Consider the following 14,700-nt stretch of genomic DNA (forward strand, 5'->3'; position numbering starts at 1 on the left):
GCCTACCAGCCTACCAGCCTACCAGCCTACCAGCCTACCCGCTTCCGGTCTGGGGAGGGGGCAATCACTTTCTAAAGCCCCTTAAAAAAACAAGTGAGAGGGACGGCGACGGGAGATCATGGCTTTCTCGGGACGTAGGCGAGGAGTCAGGAGAGCACTTCCATTCTGTTCACATCGACCATCCCGAAATCCGTGATTTTCAGGTGGGGAATAACGGGCAGCGGTAGGAAGGCCAGTTGCAGGAAGGGTTCTTCCAGCGTGCAGCCGAGGGTGCGGGCAGCGGCGCGAAGCGTGATAAGCTGGTCACGTACGGTCTCAAATGGTGCATCGCTCATCAGGCCAGCCACGGGCAGGGGCATGTCCGCCAGAACCTTGCCGTGCTGCACAACAACAAAACCTCCGCCCAGCTTTTCCAGATGGTTCACAGCCTCTGCCATGTCAGCCGGGTCCATGCCCACTACGCAGATATTGTGACTGTCATGCCCCACGGAGGAGGCAATGGCCCCAGTGGTCAAACCAAAGCCCTTCACAAAGCCCCGGCCTATGTTGTCGTTATGGCCGTGGCGCGCCACCACACAGACAGCGGCGATATCCTGCGTGACATCTGGCAGCACCACGCCCTCCTCGGTAGGCAGATCTGCCTTGAGGAAAGGCGTTATGATCTGGCCCGGTATCAGGCCAATAACGGGGCGTTCTGCCCCATCACCGTGCACAAGCATATCAACAGCAGTCACAGGGGCAGGGAGTTGCACGCTGCCAATACCTGTTGCGGGGAGGATATCCCGTGTTTCAAACAGGGCATCATTTACCAGTCTGCCCGCGCTGATCACGTCTGAAACGCGACATTCGCGCAGGTCATCCAGCAGGACAATATCCGCGCGGCGGCCGGGGGCGATCAGCCCTCTGTCCCGCAGGCCAAAAGCCTGTGCCGCGCTGAGTGTGGCACAGCGATAGGCGGCCAGAGGCTCCACGCCCAGAGAGATAGCAAGCCGGATAAGGTAATCCAGATGGCCCTCATGGGCGATTTCAAGCGGGTTACGGTCATCTGTGCAGAAAGCGAAGAACTGTGCCGTCTGTGGCGTGAGCAAAGGCACGAGGGCCCTGAGATCCTTGCAGACGGAGCCCTCGCGGATCAGCACCATCATGCCTTTGCGGATTTTCTCCAAGGCTTCTTCGGCTGTGGTGGCTTCATGATCGGTGGTGATGCCAGCCGCCAGATAGCCATTCAGCTTGCGGCCACGCATAAGGGGCGCATGTCCATCAATATGGCAGCCTTCAAAGGCTTCCAGCTTTTCTATGCACTCCGGGTCACAGTTCAGAACCCCCGGAATGTTCATGAATTCCGCCAGGCCGATCACCTTCGGGTGTGTGCGGTAAGGGGCGAGGTCTGCGGCCCGAAGGCATGCGCCGGAGGTTTCCAGCGCCGTAGAAGGCACGCAACTGGAGAGATTGACCCGTAGATCCATGATGGTGCGGGTCGCGGCCTCCGTGAAGTAGTCCAGCGCTGCTCGTCCCAGAACGTTCGCCATTTCGTGCGGGTCACAAATGGCGGTGGTTACACCATGGGGTAGAACGCAGCGGTCAAATTCAAAAGGCGTGATCAGCGAGGATTCAACATGCAGGTGCGTATCAATGAAGCCCGGCACGGCAATGCGGTTCCGGCCTTCAATAATGCGCTTGCCCTCGTATGTGTCCAGCGTGCCGACAATTCTGTCCCCGCACAGGGCGATATCCGTGGGAATAAGCTCTCCGGTTACCAGATCAAACAGCCGGATATTCTTGATGACCGTATCCGCTATTTCAGTTCCGCAACCTTGTGCAATGCGGTTGGAAAGTGTGCTGCCTGTCATGCCTGTTTCATTTCCCCCGTAAAGCAGGAGGCTGGCTGAGGCCTCAGTCTCCAAAAATCCTCATCAGCCCCGATCCGTTATTGTTCCTGATACGGGTGGGGAAGGCAAATGCTGTTTCTTTAAAAGAAAAAGGCGAGGGCAACCAAAGTTGCCACTCGCCTTTCAGGCTTTCCGCCCGTTTCGGAACGCAGCCGAAGCCGCCTTCCAAAACGGTAAGGAAAAAGGACCTTAGAAGTCCATGCCGCCCATGCCGCCCATGTCAGGGCCGCCAGCCGGAGCCGCTTTCTTTTCCGGACGTTCTGCCACCATAGCTTCGGTGGTGATCAGCAGACCGGCAACAGAAGCTGCATCCTGCAGAGCCGTGCGAACAACCTTGGTCGGGTCGATAATACCGGCATCAACCAGGTTCTTGTATTCGCCAGCCTGTGCATCGAACCCGAAAGCGTATTCTTTGGATTCAAGCACCTTGTTGGCGATAACCGCACCATCTTCACCAGCGTTGTGAGCGATCTGGCGCAGGGGAGCCTGCAGAGCCTTGCGGATGATGTCACCACCAACGCGCTGATCGTCATTGTGGTAGTGCAGGTGAGACAGGTTGGCAGAAGCGCGGGCCAGAGCCGTGCCACCACCAGGAACAATGCCTTCTTCCACTGCAGCGCGGGTTGCGTGGAGGGCGTCATCAACGCGGTCCTTGCGTTCCTTGACTTCCACTTCCGTGGAGCCACCAACGCGGATCACGGCAACACCGCCAGCCAGCTTGGCCAGACGTTCCTGCAGCTTTTCACGGTCGTAGTCAGAGGTGGTTTCCTCGATCTGCGCACGGATCTGCTTGCAACGGCCCTTGATGTCGTCAGACTTGCCAGCACCATCAACAATGGTGGTGTTTTCCTTGTCGATACGCACCTTTTTGGCGGTGCCCAGCATCGGCAGGGTAACGGTTTCCAGCTTGATGCCCAGATCTTCGCTGATCACCTGGCCACCGGTCAGGATAGCGATATCTTCCAGCATGGCTTTACGACGGTCACCAAAGCCCGGAGCCTTGACAGCAGCAATTTTCAGGCCACCGCGCAGCTTGTTGACAACCAGGGTTGCCAGCGCTTCACCATCAACGTCTTCTGCAATGATCAGCAGCGGACGGCCAGACTGCACAACGGCTTCAAGCAGCGGCAGCATCGGCTGAAGAGAAGACAGCTTCTTTTCATGGATCAGGATGTAGGGGTTTTCCAGATCAGCCGTCATCTTCTCCGTGTTCGTCACGAAGTAGGGAGAGATGTAGCCGCGGTCGAACTGCATGCCTTCAACCACGTCCAGTTCTGTCTGGAAGTGCTTGGCTTCTTCAACCGTGATCACGCCTTCGGAGCCAACTTTCTGCATGGCTTCGGAGATCATCTGACCGATTTCAGATTCACCGTTAGCGGAGATCGTGCCAACCTGGGCTGTTTCAGCCGGGGTGGTGATCTTCTTGGTGTTCTTCTTCAGTTCTTCAACAACCGCAGCAACGGCCTTGTCGATACCGCGCTTGAGGTCCATCGGGTTCATGCCAGCGGCAACGGCCTTGTGGCCTTCACGCACAATGGCCTGAGCCAGAACGGTTGCAGTGGTCGTGCCGTCACCAGCGATATCGTTGGTTTTGGAAGCCACTTCGCGCAGCATCTGTGCGCCCATGTTTTCGAACTTGTCAGCAAGTTCGATTTCCTTGGCGACGGACACACCGTCCTTCGTGATGCGGGGAGCGCCGAAGCTCTTGTCCAGCACAACGTTACGGCCTTTGGGACCGAGCGTGACCTTAACAGCGTCTGCAAGGATGTCGACACCGCGCAGCATACGCTGGCGTGCGTCACCACCAAACTTTACGTCTTTGGCAGCCATTGAAATTCTCCTGTGAGGATCAGTTAAATATTGAAAAGCGGATCAGGGCGTCACTCAGGCGGAAATAATGCCCAGAATGTCGCTTTCTTTCATGATCAGCAGCTCTTCACCGTCGATCTTCACTTCTGTGCCGGACCATTTGCCGAACAGGATCTTGTCGCCAGCCTTGACATCAAGCGCTACGATCTGCCCCTGCTCATTGCGGGCACCCGGACCAACTGCGACCACTTTGCCTTCCATCGGCTTTTCTTTGGCCGTGTCAGGGATAATAATGCCGCCAACTGTCTTCTCTTCGCTTTCGAGACGACGGACGACTACTCGGTCGTGTAAAGGACGAAACTTCGTCATTATGGATCGCTCCACATTCATTTTTGCTGCGGTGGCGCCCTTGTCTGGAAGCGACACCACCTGCTTTTACCGCGCGTAACGAACGCCGCGTTGCGTTAGCACTCCCACCCCGGGAGTGCCAGAACAGGAGATAGGTTTGTCCTCCCCGAGAGTCAAGAAATGTGGAAAACTTTCTTCCAGTTTTAACACTTCACGCAAAAGGAGTCGCCGCCATGGGGCATGCAATCACACTACAGGCTGAGGACGGACACAGCTTTTCAGCCTATGAGGCAGGTAGCCCGGATCTGCCCTATGCGCTTGTTGTGGTGCAGGAAATTTTTGGCGTGAACGATCATATCCGCCATGTGTGTGATGATTTTGCGGCTCGCGGTTTTCATGTGATTTCGCCCGCTCTGTTTGACCGCGCCCAGCCGGGGACGGAACTGGGGTATGACAAGGCCGGAATTGATCAGGGCCTGGCTCTTCGTGCCCAGATTCCCCTAGAAAAAACCTTATTGGATCTGCGGGCAAGTGCGGCTGCACTGGCGCATAAACGTGGCAGCGGTCGCAGCAAACCGGGCATTATCGGCTATTGTTGGGGCGGCACGCTGGCATGGCAGGCCGCAACCCATACGCATGATTTTGCAGCCGCTGTCTGTTGGTATGGTGGTGGTATTGCCGCCAGCCGCAACGAGACTCCGCATTGCCCGGTGGAAATGCATTTTGGCGGGCAGGATAGCAGTATTCCTCACATGGATGTGACCGCCATCAGGGAGGCGCAGCCGGGAATTGAAATTTTCGTGTATGACGAGGCAGGGCATGGCTTTGGCTGCGCGGAACGCTCGTCTTTCAACGCGGAGGCCTACCTTCTGGCGCAGCAGCGCAGTGTGGCGTTTCTGGAAGCGCATCTGAAGGGCTGAAACTGCCGGAATCGCGCACAGGCGGGGTATTTTGATTGACATTCCCGCCGCTTCATGAGCGGATAGAGGGGTCCTGTAGCCGGCATATGGTTGCCCGGCAGGAGACTATCAGGGAAAGTTACCCGCCTATGCCGACCGGTACAGTAAAATGGTTCAATGCCACCAAAGGCTTTGGCTTCATCGCTCCTGATGATGGAGGCAAAGACGTTTTTGTTCACATCACCGCTGTTCAGGCTGCTGGCCTGCGTGGTCTGAATGAGAATGAGAAGATTTCTTATGAACTCGTGACAGAGCGCGGCAAAGTGGCTGCTACAGAGCTCAAGCCTCTCTAAGGCTGCCTGCGGGGCGAGGGCGTTTACGCAACCTGCTCCGCACTCTCTGCAGAGACTGTCTGTTGGTTTCGCTAAAGCCGTGCCAACTGACACCTGTGGCATGATCTGGCAAGAAAACGCTACGCCGTTATTCTTGGTGGTTCCTGTTTGTCTCTGCGACACATTTTGATTATTCCAAAAATTATTTGAAGAACCTGTCAGTTTTGTGCGGCAGTTTTTCTGCGTTGGATGACGTTGGTGTTTTTAAGCCAATGCGCTTGCGCTGAGCTTTTCTATTCTGCTTTCAGCACAGGTGGAAACGCATGCTGTTTCCGATTACTGAGGGTTTAGACGCAGCCTTTTGACTTCAGCATGCAAAGCCGCCTCGTAAGGCATCTTGTCATGCCCCGAGCGCGATGGGCCATCGCCGTTCAGTTTTGAGGCGTGCGTGGCAGAAAGCTTTCAATTTCCCGTGCTGTGTCCGCCAGCCCCATCCGTCGTACTTCGGCCCCCGGTGGGAAGGCTGAGAGCAGGCGCGAAGGCGTTCTGCGATCCAACAGCACAAAAACACCCCGATCTGACTGGCTGCGGATAAGTCGCCCAAACGCCTGACGCAGTCTGAGCCGGGCAATCCGGTCATCATATCCGGTTGTATCACCACCAGAGAGATGAATGCGTCGTTCACGGTGCAGAATATCAGGCCGGGGCCACGGAACGCGCTCAAAAACCACCAGTCGCAGGGCATTTCCTGGCACATCCACACCATCACGCATGGCATCCGTGCCAAGCAGGCAGGCATGTTCTTCCGTGCGGAAAATATCCACCAGCGTTGCGTTATCCATTGCATCGACATGCTGCGCATAAAGAGGCAGGCCGCTTTCTTCCAACGCAGGCGCAATGCGGGAGTGAACACCCCGCAGGCGCGATATGGCGGTGAACAGCCCGAGCCCTCCGCCGCCAGAGGCCTGAAACAGGGTGCGATAGGCGGCAGCCAGATCGGCAATACTTCCGTGGTCTATGTCATTGACAATAAACGTGCGCGTCTGCCGGGCGTAGTCGAAAGGACTACTCAGGCTGGCCCGAATGGCGGGGGCCGGAAAGTGGTTTGCTCCGGTCCGGGCTTCAGCCGCTTCCCACGCACGTTCCGATTCTTCCGAGTAAAGGTCTTCCGTCTGTCCCTCTTCTGTAGGGGGTTTGCGCGGGGTGTCAGACTGATCGCGCAGGGTGGCGGACGTAATCAGCATGCCCTGTGCAGGCATGGCCATAACCGCAGCAAAAGGCACGGTGGGGTCCAGCCAGTGGCGGTGCAGGCCTACATCCTGCTCGCCCATACGCTGTTTTTCCCGCCGATCCAGCCGGATGAAATGAATGTGGGTCGGGGTGGCATCTGCTGGCGGTGGATGATCCAGCGCGTCCAGCATGGCAATCCAGGCGTCCAGCCGGGTAATGGCCCGGCGGCGCAAGGCGCGCACCATAGCCTCAATTCGCCCTCGGGTGACGCTGTCCAGACTTTCCGCTTCATCCTGCAAACGGGCGTGCAGGCGTTCCGCCAGTGTGCGGAGCGGTTCCGCCAGCCGCCCCAGTGCCCGCGCCAGCGCCTGCCCGGCTTGTGCAAGGTCGGGCAATAAAGGGTGCAGGTCACATTCCAGCGCGCCGTAGGCATGGTCTGCACGCCCGCGTTCCTGACTGCGCGCCAGAACCTGTTGGCGCAGCAGCTTGAGAAACATCTCGGTCGGGTTCTCAAGCACGGGCTCAACAGCATTTTGCACCATGGGGAAAAGACCATCTTCTCCCTGTGCAGGCATGTCTTCAGCGGGATGAGGCGGTGGTTCGTTCTCACCGTCTGTTCCGGCCAGCCGTGTGGACCAGCCGGGGGCGGGCAAGGCGTGGGCCGCCATCAGGGCAGCGTCCAGCGGTGTTTCCAGCTTGGGCAGGCCGACCACCAGATCATCCAGCCGCCGCTTGAGGCCGCGTGCACGGGAACGGCGGCCTTCCGCGCCCAACAGCCAGCGCCGCAGCTCCGCGGCTTCCAGCCCCGAGAGTTCGGCGGAAAAGGCACCGTCTGCCGCATCCGCCAGATGATGGCCTTCATCAAAAACATAGCGGGAAGGCGTGCTGTCTTCTTCACCTTCTTCCGAATCATCCGCCATGGCGTTTTCAGAATAGGCTGCCTGCGCCATCACCAGCGCATGATTGGCAATGACCAGATCTGCCTCCCGCGCCCGGCGGATAGTATGTTCCACAAAGCAGCGCTGATAATGCGGGCAGGCACCGTGAATACATTCGCCGCGCCTGTCCGCAACGCCGGTAATGTTGCCGTGGCCAAACAGGTCTCCAAACCAGCCGGGCAGGTCTCCGCCTGTCAGATCACCATCAGCGGTGGCGCGGGCCCAGCGGGCGAGCATCGCCAGCGCAATGGTCACGCCTGCGGGGCGGGAGGCCGCACTGTTGACGGCTTCTTCCATATTCAGCAGGCAGAGGTAATTCTCGCGCCCTTTGCGCAGCACCACATGCTGGCGGCGTGTGGCGTCATCCGGAAACAGGCGGTGCGTTTCCTGCTCAATCTGGCGTTGCAGGTGACGCGTGTAGGTGCTGATCCACACGCTGCCGCCATTGCGTTCCGCCCACACGCTGGCGGGTGCGATATACCCCAGCGTCTTGCCCGTTCCCGTTCCGGCTTCCGCCAGCACCACGGCGGGATTGCCGCGCATGGTGCGAGGTTCGAACGCAGCGGTGGAGACACTGGCAAAATCTGCCTGTCCTGCGCGGCTTTCAGCCCCTTCGCCCAGCAGCATGGTCAGGCGGGCGCGGGCTTCGGCTGACGTGATGGGATGAGACGCCGGAGGCGGGCGTGGGGCAACATCCTCCCATTTGGGCAGCACGCGCCACACGCGCAGGGCGTCTCCTGGTTGCATGGCGTCTTCTGGCAACTGTCCGCGTGGTCCAAGTTTTTCATGCAGGCCGAGCGTTTCCGCGACAGTTCCCGCCCAGGGCCAGCCTGCTTGCCCCAGCCGGACGGTCAGCGCGGCCAGAAACTCTGCTTCCGGGCCACTTTTGAGGCGCGCGAGTTCCGCCAGCATCAGGGAGGTCAGAAGAGGGAGCAGATCTGCTTCCGCCTGCCCAATTCGTTCCTCTTCTACCCCAAGGGCGAGGGCCAGCCCACGCGGTGTTGGGGCGACGGAACGGGCCGGATAGACAAAGGCGAACAGTTCCAGCAGGTCCAGCCACGGGCAGGGTTGGCCCGGTGCATGCAGGCCCAGTTTGCGGGCGAAGGCAGGCGCATGCACCACCAGTGGGCAGGGCATGGTTTGCAGCCGCTCGCGTATTTCCGCGATGGAAAGGGTGAGAAATTCCCCGTCCTCCGTCAGCACGGAAATGCCGCGATGATGCGCTGTGAGCGCGGGCGCATCATGCGCAGAGGGAAAGGATGACTGCATGGAAGCCTTACTCTACGCAAGTTGGGGCGTGCGAACTAGAGGCTATTCCATATGGTGAAAGCCTGATGCCCACAGTGCGCTGTTTCTGAAGCGGGCCTGATACCGTATGATCACCCCAGTATTTTGTGCGGGAAGGGATGGATATCGCCTGCCTGCTTTTGCTCTCAGTGGAAAAGGACAGACACGTGTTTTCCTGTGTTGGTTATGCTGCTTCCAGTGCTACGGCTCCCTTGGAAGCCATTACGTTTGAACGGCGGGACTGCGGCCCGCGTGATGTGCAGATAGATATTGCCTATTGTGGTGTCTGCCACTCCGATATCCACACGGTGCGCAGTGAATGGGGGCCGAGCTTTTACCCCTGCGTGCCCGGCCATGAAATTATTGGACGTGTGGTCCAGACGGGCGGAGATGTCACCCGCTTTAAAAAAGGTGATCTGGTGGGTGTGGGCTGCATGGTCAATTCCTGCCGCCATTGCCATTCCTGTGAAGCCGGGTTGGAACAATATTGTGATGCCCTGCCGACCTGGACATACAACAGCCCGGACCCGGCTTTCCCGAAAGAAGGGGCCCATACCTATGGGGGTTATTCCCGCAGCATTGTGGTGGATGACCATTTTGTGCTGCGCGTGCCTGAAAATCTTGATCCTGCCGCCGCTGCGCCGCTTCTGTGTGCGGGGATTACCACGTGGTCTCCACTGGCGCACTGGAAGGTGGGCAAAGGGCACCTTGTTGGTGTTGTCGGGCTGGGCGGTCTGGGTCACATGGCAGTCAAGTTTGCTGTGGCACTTGGGGCGGAAGTCACGTTGTTCACGACATCCCCCAACAAGGTGGAAGACGGCAAGCGGCTGGGCGCGCATCGCGTGGTGATTTCCCGTGATGCCGAGGCCATGCAAGCGGAAGCTAACCGCTTTGACTTCATTCTGGATGCGGTTTCTGCCGAGCACGACGTGAACGAATATCTGGGCCTGTTGCGGCAGGATGGGCACATGGTGCTGGTGGGGCTGCCGGAAAAACCCATGTCTGTGGGGGCGTTCACACTGGTAGGCAAGCGCCGCAGCCTGGCCGGGTCAGCCATTGGCGGCATTCAGGAAACGCAGGAAATGCTTGATTTCTGCGGCAAGCACAACATCACGGCCGATATTGAAATGATCAAAATGGATCAGATCAATGAGGCTTATGAACGCGTCCTGCGCTCTGATGTAAAATACCGGTTTGTGCTTGATATGGCGTCCCTGCCAGAAACGGCGTGAGAGAAAGCCTCAGAAGTTCTGGTGCAGTCTCATGGAGAGCAAAGTAATGGGAGGCCGAAGGACGGTGTTGAGTGGCACGCGGGGAAGGCGGGCGCAAACACGGCCTTAAGTCACACATCGTCCTCTAGGCACTCTACCCGGAGAGGCCGAATAAGCTGGTCAGGCTGATCTGTTAAACCGTACTGCGTTTCCTGATGGGCTGTTTGAAAAGTCCATCAGGGCAGTCTGCCGTCTCTTTTTTTAACGCGAGGTGGAAGCACCTAAAAAAGAAGGCCGCCCACAGTGAATGTGAAGGCGGCCTTCTTTAAAGCTGGAAATGGGAAAGGGGGCTTCAGGCGTCCTGAAGGCTTTCCGCAACCACTTCAAGCAGCTTGCCGTGCATGTTGGCGTTGCCAGCCACAATCATCACATCGTCCGGCATGTCATCCAGATCCTGCCCGGCGGGGTCAGTGACCTGACCGCCAGCTTCACGCACGATCAGGATGCCGGCTGCGCAATCCCACGGTTTGATACCAAATTCCCAGTAACCTTCGTACCGGCCAGCGGCAACCCATGTGAGGTCCAGAGCCGCGGCACCAAAGCGGCGGACTCCGGCCACACGCGGCATCAGGTGGCCCATCACGCGGGCGAAGGGCAGGCGCTGCCGTGCAGGCACCTTGGCAAAGGGGATGCCTGTTGCAAACACGGATTCATGCATGTCCCGGCGTGCGGAAACACGAATGCGCCGTTCGTTCAGGTAAGCCCCGCTGCCTTTTTCCGCCCAGAACATTTCACCTGCGGCCGGGTTGTACACCAGCCCGGCTGCAAGTTCGATCTTTCCATCAGGCAGGCGGCGTTGCAGACCAATGGAAATGGCCCAGTGCGGAATGCCGTGCAGGAAGTTTGTGGTGCCGTCCAGCGGGTCCACAATCCAGCGCCACGTCCAGTTATCACCGCCTGAAGCGCCGGATTCTTCCATCCGGAAGGCGTAGCCCGGGCGGGCCCGTTCCAGTTCTTCGCGTATGGTCTGCTCTGCCCGAAGATCTGCCTGAGAGACAAAGTCACCGGGGCCTTTGATGCTTACCTGAAGCTGCTCGACTTCATTGAAATCGCGCAGGAGACGCTTGGCTGCTTTTTGGGCAGCTGTCTGCATCACCATCATGACGGGGGAAAGACGCATGGCCACTGTGTTTTGTCCTGCTCTGGAGTGGTGCTGAAAGATCAGTCTTTGGCGCGTTCTACGTAAGAGCCGTCTTCTGTTCTGACGACAACCCGTTCACCCGCTTCAATGAAAGGGGGCACCATGGTTTTAACACCATTGGAAAGTTTGGCCGGTTTGTAGGAGGAGCTTGCCGTCTGCCCTTTGACAACGGGGTCTGCTTCTACAATTTCCAGCGTGACCTGCGGGGGCAGATCCACGCCAACCGGGTCACCTTCAACAAGGTGGAGGTTGATGGTCATGTTGTCCTGAAGGAACGGTGCTTGGTCACCCAGCAGATCAACCGGGATCATGTACTGCTCGAACGTTTCCGGGTCCATCAGCACAAGCGTTTCACCATCGGTGTAGGAATACAGATATTCCTTGTCCTCGGTCATCAGCCGTTCAACGCTGTCAGCGGTACGCCAGCGTTCGTTGGTTTTGTTCCCGGTTTTAAGGTCGCGCATTTCCACTTGGATGAATGCGCCGCCTTTGCCGGGGGTGATGATCTGCTGTTTCAGCACCGTCCAGCGACGGCCATCATGCTCGATAACCTGTCCGGCCCGGATCAGGTTCGCCTGCTGTTTCATAACTCGTCCCTGAATGGATTGGGTAATAAAGAACGGCGTTCTACAACTCCAACCCCGTAAGAGCAAGCGTGAGGGCAGTGAAACCCTACAAACAGTTTCTGCTCACACCCCCGCTAGACAGAAAAAGAAGGCGTGTTTATAAGACGTTCGACCTGATGCAGGAAGGGTGGCCGAGTGGTTGAAGGCTCCAGTCTTGAAAACTGGCGTGCGGGTAACCGTACCGTGGGTTCGAATCCCACCCCTTCCGCCATCAGGGTAAAAATTCTCCGATAAAATTAAAGACTAAAAGATGAGGGGAGCATACGTCCCTCGCTCAAAATGATCTGTGCCGTTCGGGCTGGAGCGTGAATTGAGAAACGGGGCCTGGGGAGCAACAGGGCATCTCATTTAACCCGTGATGGGTAGGGCTTGAGTGTTTCTCCCGTCTCACAGGGGAATGGACCGTGTTTCAACGGCCCATTGCCTGATCATGGCATGCGAGCCAGAGTGGCCAGATGGCATCCACTGCCTTTATGCGGTTGGCGATATGGACGGGCAGAGCGGTGTCCAGATCGCCGGGAGAGTATCGTTCATCTCCAACTGGAACAACGATCACCGGGGAAGCACCGAACTGGTCGGCTGTAATGTCAAGAATATAACCGCCTGCTTCCACCCAGGCGTGACCTTCCCAACGGTCCTTCCCATGGAATCCAAGGGGTCCCAGATCTGGCCCGTTTTCGGAATGGCGGGGCACTCCAGATCTCCATGTCCCCGCTATACCTTCATGGCGTAGTGCCCGAACAATAAAGAGGCTGCTCCGACCACACGTGTATTGAGAATGAATGGGAGGAACGGGCCCTCCTCGTGCCTTGTGCCATTCTACCCAAACTGGCTCCAGGAACGAACGGGCTGCGGTGGCAATCTTGATCAGGTGCTGGTGCATATAAAACAGCTTACGCCCGATAGAGGGAGCACCAGAAGTAATTCCTGTCAGATTGCGAGCTAATGGAGTGCAAGACTGCTGCCGGTGGTCATGGGGGGTGGCAACGTGTTCTGAAAGAGCTTGGAAAAACACTTTTATCTGTGTTTTTCTCTTTTGTGCCAGATGCGCTTTGCTTCTGCCGGTTGTCGGGCAAAGTATGGCCCAGGGGAGTTTGAGGCGGCCATAGTGTTGAACCTCATTATTTCTGCTTAGCGGGGCTCGGCTTGAAAAGTGGTCTCTATCCGTATGGGAGCAGCCCTATAGAACGATAATGGGCAGCAAGAGTTGAAGTCGTGCAGACTAGAGTGTTCACAGAAAAGGATGAGACTGAATGCCTTACGGGAAGAACGTTTTTTCATTACTTCTCCGTTATTCCCTTGCGCATGAGATAGACGAATGGGGTTGGGAAATCGGGGAGCATAGTTACGGTGCAGATGGTTCCCCAGTGGTTATTGAAGCGCAGTATGCCAAGCTCAAGGTCGGGAATTATTGTTCCATTGCCCGAGAAGTGCTGATGATTCTGGGAAATCATCGCCCGGATACGGTTACAACTTACCCCTTCAAGGATTTAAGTCGCTTCTGGCCAGAAGCATCGGATGCAACAGATGATCATTCCACCAAGGGAGATATTGTTCTGGAGCACGACGTCTGGATTGGAGCGCGGGCCACCATTCTGTCTGGTGTCACCATAGGCTCGGGCGCAATTGTCGCGACAGGCGCTGTGGTGACGAAGGATGTGCCACCGTATGCCATTGTGGGCGGTAATCCGGCGCGGGTCATCAAATATCGGTTTGCGGAAAAAATTATCGAGCGTCTGCTGGCTGTGGCGTGGTGGAATTGGTCCGAAGCTTCAATACGGGAGCGCATGTCAAAATTGATGAGCGACGATATTGAGGGATTTCTGTGCGCTTTTGAGGCCGCCCCACACCAGTCCTAAACCAAGCGACAAGGGGGGCGTAGCACCTCTTTTTGTTTCCTACCGTTTACTTTGCCCCTGTTCTGCACGGGGCATGCCGGGTGGGCTGACCCGTGAGAACAATGTTTTTACAGGGTTGTAAAAATGGACTGTTCTGGCAGGCGTGATTTAGGAAGTCTGGCGTTGAAATCCGCATCGGAGTGGTATCCAAGCGAGACAATCACGGTTGGCGTCAGATTTTTTTCTTTCAAACCCAGTTCTTTTTCAAGAATAGATGCCTCAAAACCTTCCATCGGCGTGGCATCTACACCAAGCAGGGCGGCAGAAAGCAGCAGAAAGCCTTGGGCAATATATGTCTGCTTTTGCGCCCAAGTTGGAACATCTCCAAGTTCTTCATGAATTTTTACAAATCCGGAACGGGATTTGTGGGCCAGCTCACGGGCTTCATCCGTGGCAAAACGTCCGTCAGCCTGTTCCTGCTTGGCCAAGGCTTCAAGGTAGTCTGGCGAAAGTGTGTTGCGGGCGCAGAGTACAATCACATGCGAAGCATCCAGAACGCGGGGGGCATTGAAAGAAAAAATGCCCGTCGTTGCTTTTGCAATGCGTGCCTTGCCTGCGTCATTCTCCGCTACAAAAAAATGCCAGGGCTGGGAATTGACAGAAGAGGGGCTGTAGCGGAGGGCTTCCAATAACTGAGAAACGATATCAGCAGGGATTTTCCGGCTTTTATCATACGCCTTGGTTGTGTGCCGGTGGGTCAGGGTTTCCAGAAGGGTCACACCATGTCTCCTCATTAAAACAGAATAGTCCGCAGAAGCAGAACGTTCAGCCAGCAGGATACACGGGAAGGGAGAGAGAAAGCAAAAATCAGGGATGGCTCCCACGCCATAGAAGCCTTTGGTCTCTCTTCTCCCCATATCACAACTTTATTTTTTCAATCGGAAATCCGTGTTGGATCTTTGCCGTTAAAGCCTGATGTCGGCCTTCTGATATCTCTTGTGCTGAAAGGATATTCCTGTCAGCAGCAGGACTGCGCGTTCGATAGAAAAGTTACAAAGAATAACAGGCGATTCCGCACAATAAAAAGACTGT

The 14,700-nt window shown here is 56.9% G+C and carries 12 protein-coding genes and 1 tRNA gene; 5 read left to right on the forward strand and 8 right to left on the reverse strand.

The window, feature by feature from the left end:
* Positions 1–146: 146 nt before the first annotated feature.
* The 3 genes from ade to groES form a co-directional block, all read right to left on the reverse strand.
* Positions 147–1,850 (reverse strand): adenine deaminase, encoded by a 1,704-nt coding sequence (ade, locus tag AD944_RS14085; RefSeq protein ID WP_045542436.1) that lies wholly within the window; start codon positions 1,848–1,850, stop codon positions 147–149.
* Positions 1,851–2,078: 228 nt separating this feature from the next.
* Positions 2,079–3,719, reverse strand: coding sequence for a chaperonin GroEL (gene groL / locus AD944_RS14090; RefSeq protein ID WP_006557940.1), 1,641 nt, complete (start codon positions 3,717–3,719; stop codon positions 2,079–2,081).
* A gap of 54 nt (positions 3,720–3,773) precedes the next feature.
* Positions 3,774–4,067: a co-chaperone GroES gene (gene groES / locus AD944_RS14095; RefSeq protein WP_035379617.1), complete on the reverse strand. Its 294-nt coding sequence runs from the start codon at positions 4,065–4,067 to the stop codon at positions 3,774–3,776.
* A gap of 212 nt (positions 4,068–4,279) precedes the next feature.
* Between groES and AD944_RS14100 the strand changes: the two genes are divergently transcribed.
* Together AD944_RS14100 and AD944_RS14105 are read left to right on the forward strand one after the other, a co-directional pair.
* Positions 4,280–4,966 carry a dienelactone hydrolase family protein gene (locus tag AD944_RS14100; RefSeq protein ID WP_045542435.1) on the forward strand — a complete coding sequence of 229 codons (687 nt, stop codon included), beginning with the start codon at positions 4,280–4,282 and terminating at the stop codon, positions 4,964–4,966.
* A gap of 128 nt (positions 4,967–5,094) precedes the next feature.
* Positions 5,095–5,298 (forward strand): cold-shock protein, encoded by a 204-nt coding sequence (locus tag AD944_RS14105; RefSeq protein ID WP_006557943.1) that lies wholly within the window; start codon positions 5,095–5,097, stop codon positions 5,296–5,298.
* A gap of 410 nt (positions 5,299–5,708) precedes the next feature.
* Here AD944_RS14105 and AD944_RS14110 read toward each other — a convergent pair whose 3' ends face one another.
* A complete protein-coding gene (locus tag AD944_RS14110) occupies positions 5,709–8,714 on the reverse strand; it encodes an ATP-dependent DNA helicase (protein WP_061474876.1) in 3,006 nt (1,001 codons plus the stop codon).
* A 185-nt stretch (positions 8,715–8,899) separates the two neighbouring features.
* Here AD944_RS14110 and AD944_RS14115 point away from each other — a divergent pair, with 185 nt between their 5' ends.
* Positions 8,900–9,964, forward strand: coding sequence for an NAD(P)-dependent alcohol dehydrogenase (locus tag AD944_RS14115; protein WP_045542433.1), 1,065 nt, complete (start codon positions 8,900–8,902; stop codon positions 9,962–9,964).
* Positions 9,965–10,295: 331 nt separating this feature from the next.
* Here AD944_RS14115 and AD944_RS14120 read toward each other — a convergent pair whose 3' ends face one another.
* Positions 10,296–11,123: an inositol monophosphatase family protein gene (locus AD944_RS14120; protein ID WP_045542410.1), complete on the reverse strand. Its 828-nt coding sequence runs from the start codon at positions 11,121–11,123 to the stop codon at positions 10,296–10,298.
* A gap of 41 nt (positions 11,124–11,164) precedes the next feature.
* Positions 11,165–11,731 carry an elongation factor P gene (efp, locus tag AD944_RS14125; RefSeq protein WP_006557949.1) on the reverse strand — a complete coding sequence of 189 codons (567 nt, stop codon included), beginning with the start codon at positions 11,729–11,731 and terminating at the stop codon, positions 11,165–11,167.
* A gap of 160 nt (positions 11,732–11,891) precedes the next feature.
* Between efp and AD944_RS14130 the strand changes: the two genes are divergently transcribed.
* A tRNA-Ser gene (locus AD944_RS14130) sits at positions 11,892–11,981 on the forward strand.
* A 198-nt stretch (positions 11,982–12,179) separates the two neighbouring features.
* Here the strand turns inward: AD944_RS14130 and AD944_RS17660 are convergent.
* On the reverse strand, positions 12,180–12,464 hold the full coding sequence (locus AD944_RS17660) for a hypothetical protein (RefSeq protein ID WP_035379446.1): 285 nt from the start codon (positions 12,462–12,464) through the stop codon (positions 12,180–12,182).
* A 559-nt stretch (positions 12,465–13,023) separates the two neighbouring features.
* Between AD944_RS17660 and AD944_RS14140 the strand changes: the two genes are divergently transcribed.
* On the forward strand, positions 13,024–13,629 hold the full coding sequence (locus tag AD944_RS14140; RefSeq protein ID WP_045542409.1) for a CatB-related O-acetyltransferase: 606 nt from the start codon (positions 13,024–13,026) through the stop codon (positions 13,627–13,629).
* A 107-nt stretch (positions 13,630–13,736) separates the two neighbouring features.
* Here AD944_RS14140 and AD944_RS14145 read toward each other — a convergent pair whose 3' ends face one another.
* Positions 13,737–14,387 carry an oxygen-insensitive NAD(P)H-dependent nitroreductase NfsB gene (locus AD944_RS14145; protein WP_045542432.1) on the reverse strand — a complete coding sequence of 217 codons (651 nt, stop codon included), beginning with the start codon at positions 14,385–14,387 and terminating at the stop codon, positions 13,737–13,739.
* Positions 14,388–14,700 lie beyond the last annotated feature (313 nt).

This window comes from Acetobacter tropicalis, assembly GCF_001580915.1.
In the GTDB taxonomy this organism is placed as follows: Bacteria; Pseudomonadota; Alphaproteobacteria; order Acetobacterales; family Acetobacteraceae; genus Acetobacter; species Acetobacter tropicalis.

Excerpts from the sequence above, each read along its gene's own strand:
- AD944_RS14140 (WP_045542409.1), top strand. The coding sequence starts at position 13,024 with ATGCCTTACGGGAAGAACGTTTTTTCATTACTTCTCCGTTATTCCCTT.
- groL (WP_006557940.1), bottom strand. The coding sequence starts at position 3,719 with ATGGCTGCCAAAGACGTAAAGTTTGGTGGTGACGCACGCCAGCGTATG.
- ade (WP_045542436.1), bottom strand. The coding sequence starts at position 1,850 with ATGACAGGCAGCACACTTTCCAACCGCATTGCACAAGGTTGCGGAACT.
- AD944_RS14110 (WP_061474876.1), bottom strand. The coding sequence starts at position 8,714 with ATGCAGTCATCCTTTCCCTCTGCGCATGATGCGCCCGCGCTCACAGCG.
- AD944_RS14105 (WP_006557943.1), top strand. The coding sequence starts at position 5,095 with ATGCCGACCGGTACAGTAAAATGGTTCAATGCCACCAAAGGCTTTGGC.
- efp (WP_006557949.1), bottom strand. The coding sequence starts at position 11,731 with ATGAAACAGCAGGCGAACCTGATCCGGGCCGGACAGGTTATCGAGCAT.
- AD944_RS14120 (WP_045542410.1), bottom strand. The coding sequence starts at position 11,123 with ATGCGTCTTTCCCCCGTCATGATGGTGATGCAGACAGCTGCCCAAAAA.
- AD944_RS14100 (WP_045542435.1), top strand. The coding sequence starts at position 4,280 with ATGGGGCATGCAATCACACTACAGGCTGAGGACGGACACAGCTTTTCA.
- groES (WP_035379617.1), bottom strand. The coding sequence starts at position 4,067 with ATGACGAAGTTTCGTCCTTTACACGACCGAGTAGTCGTCCGTCGTCTC.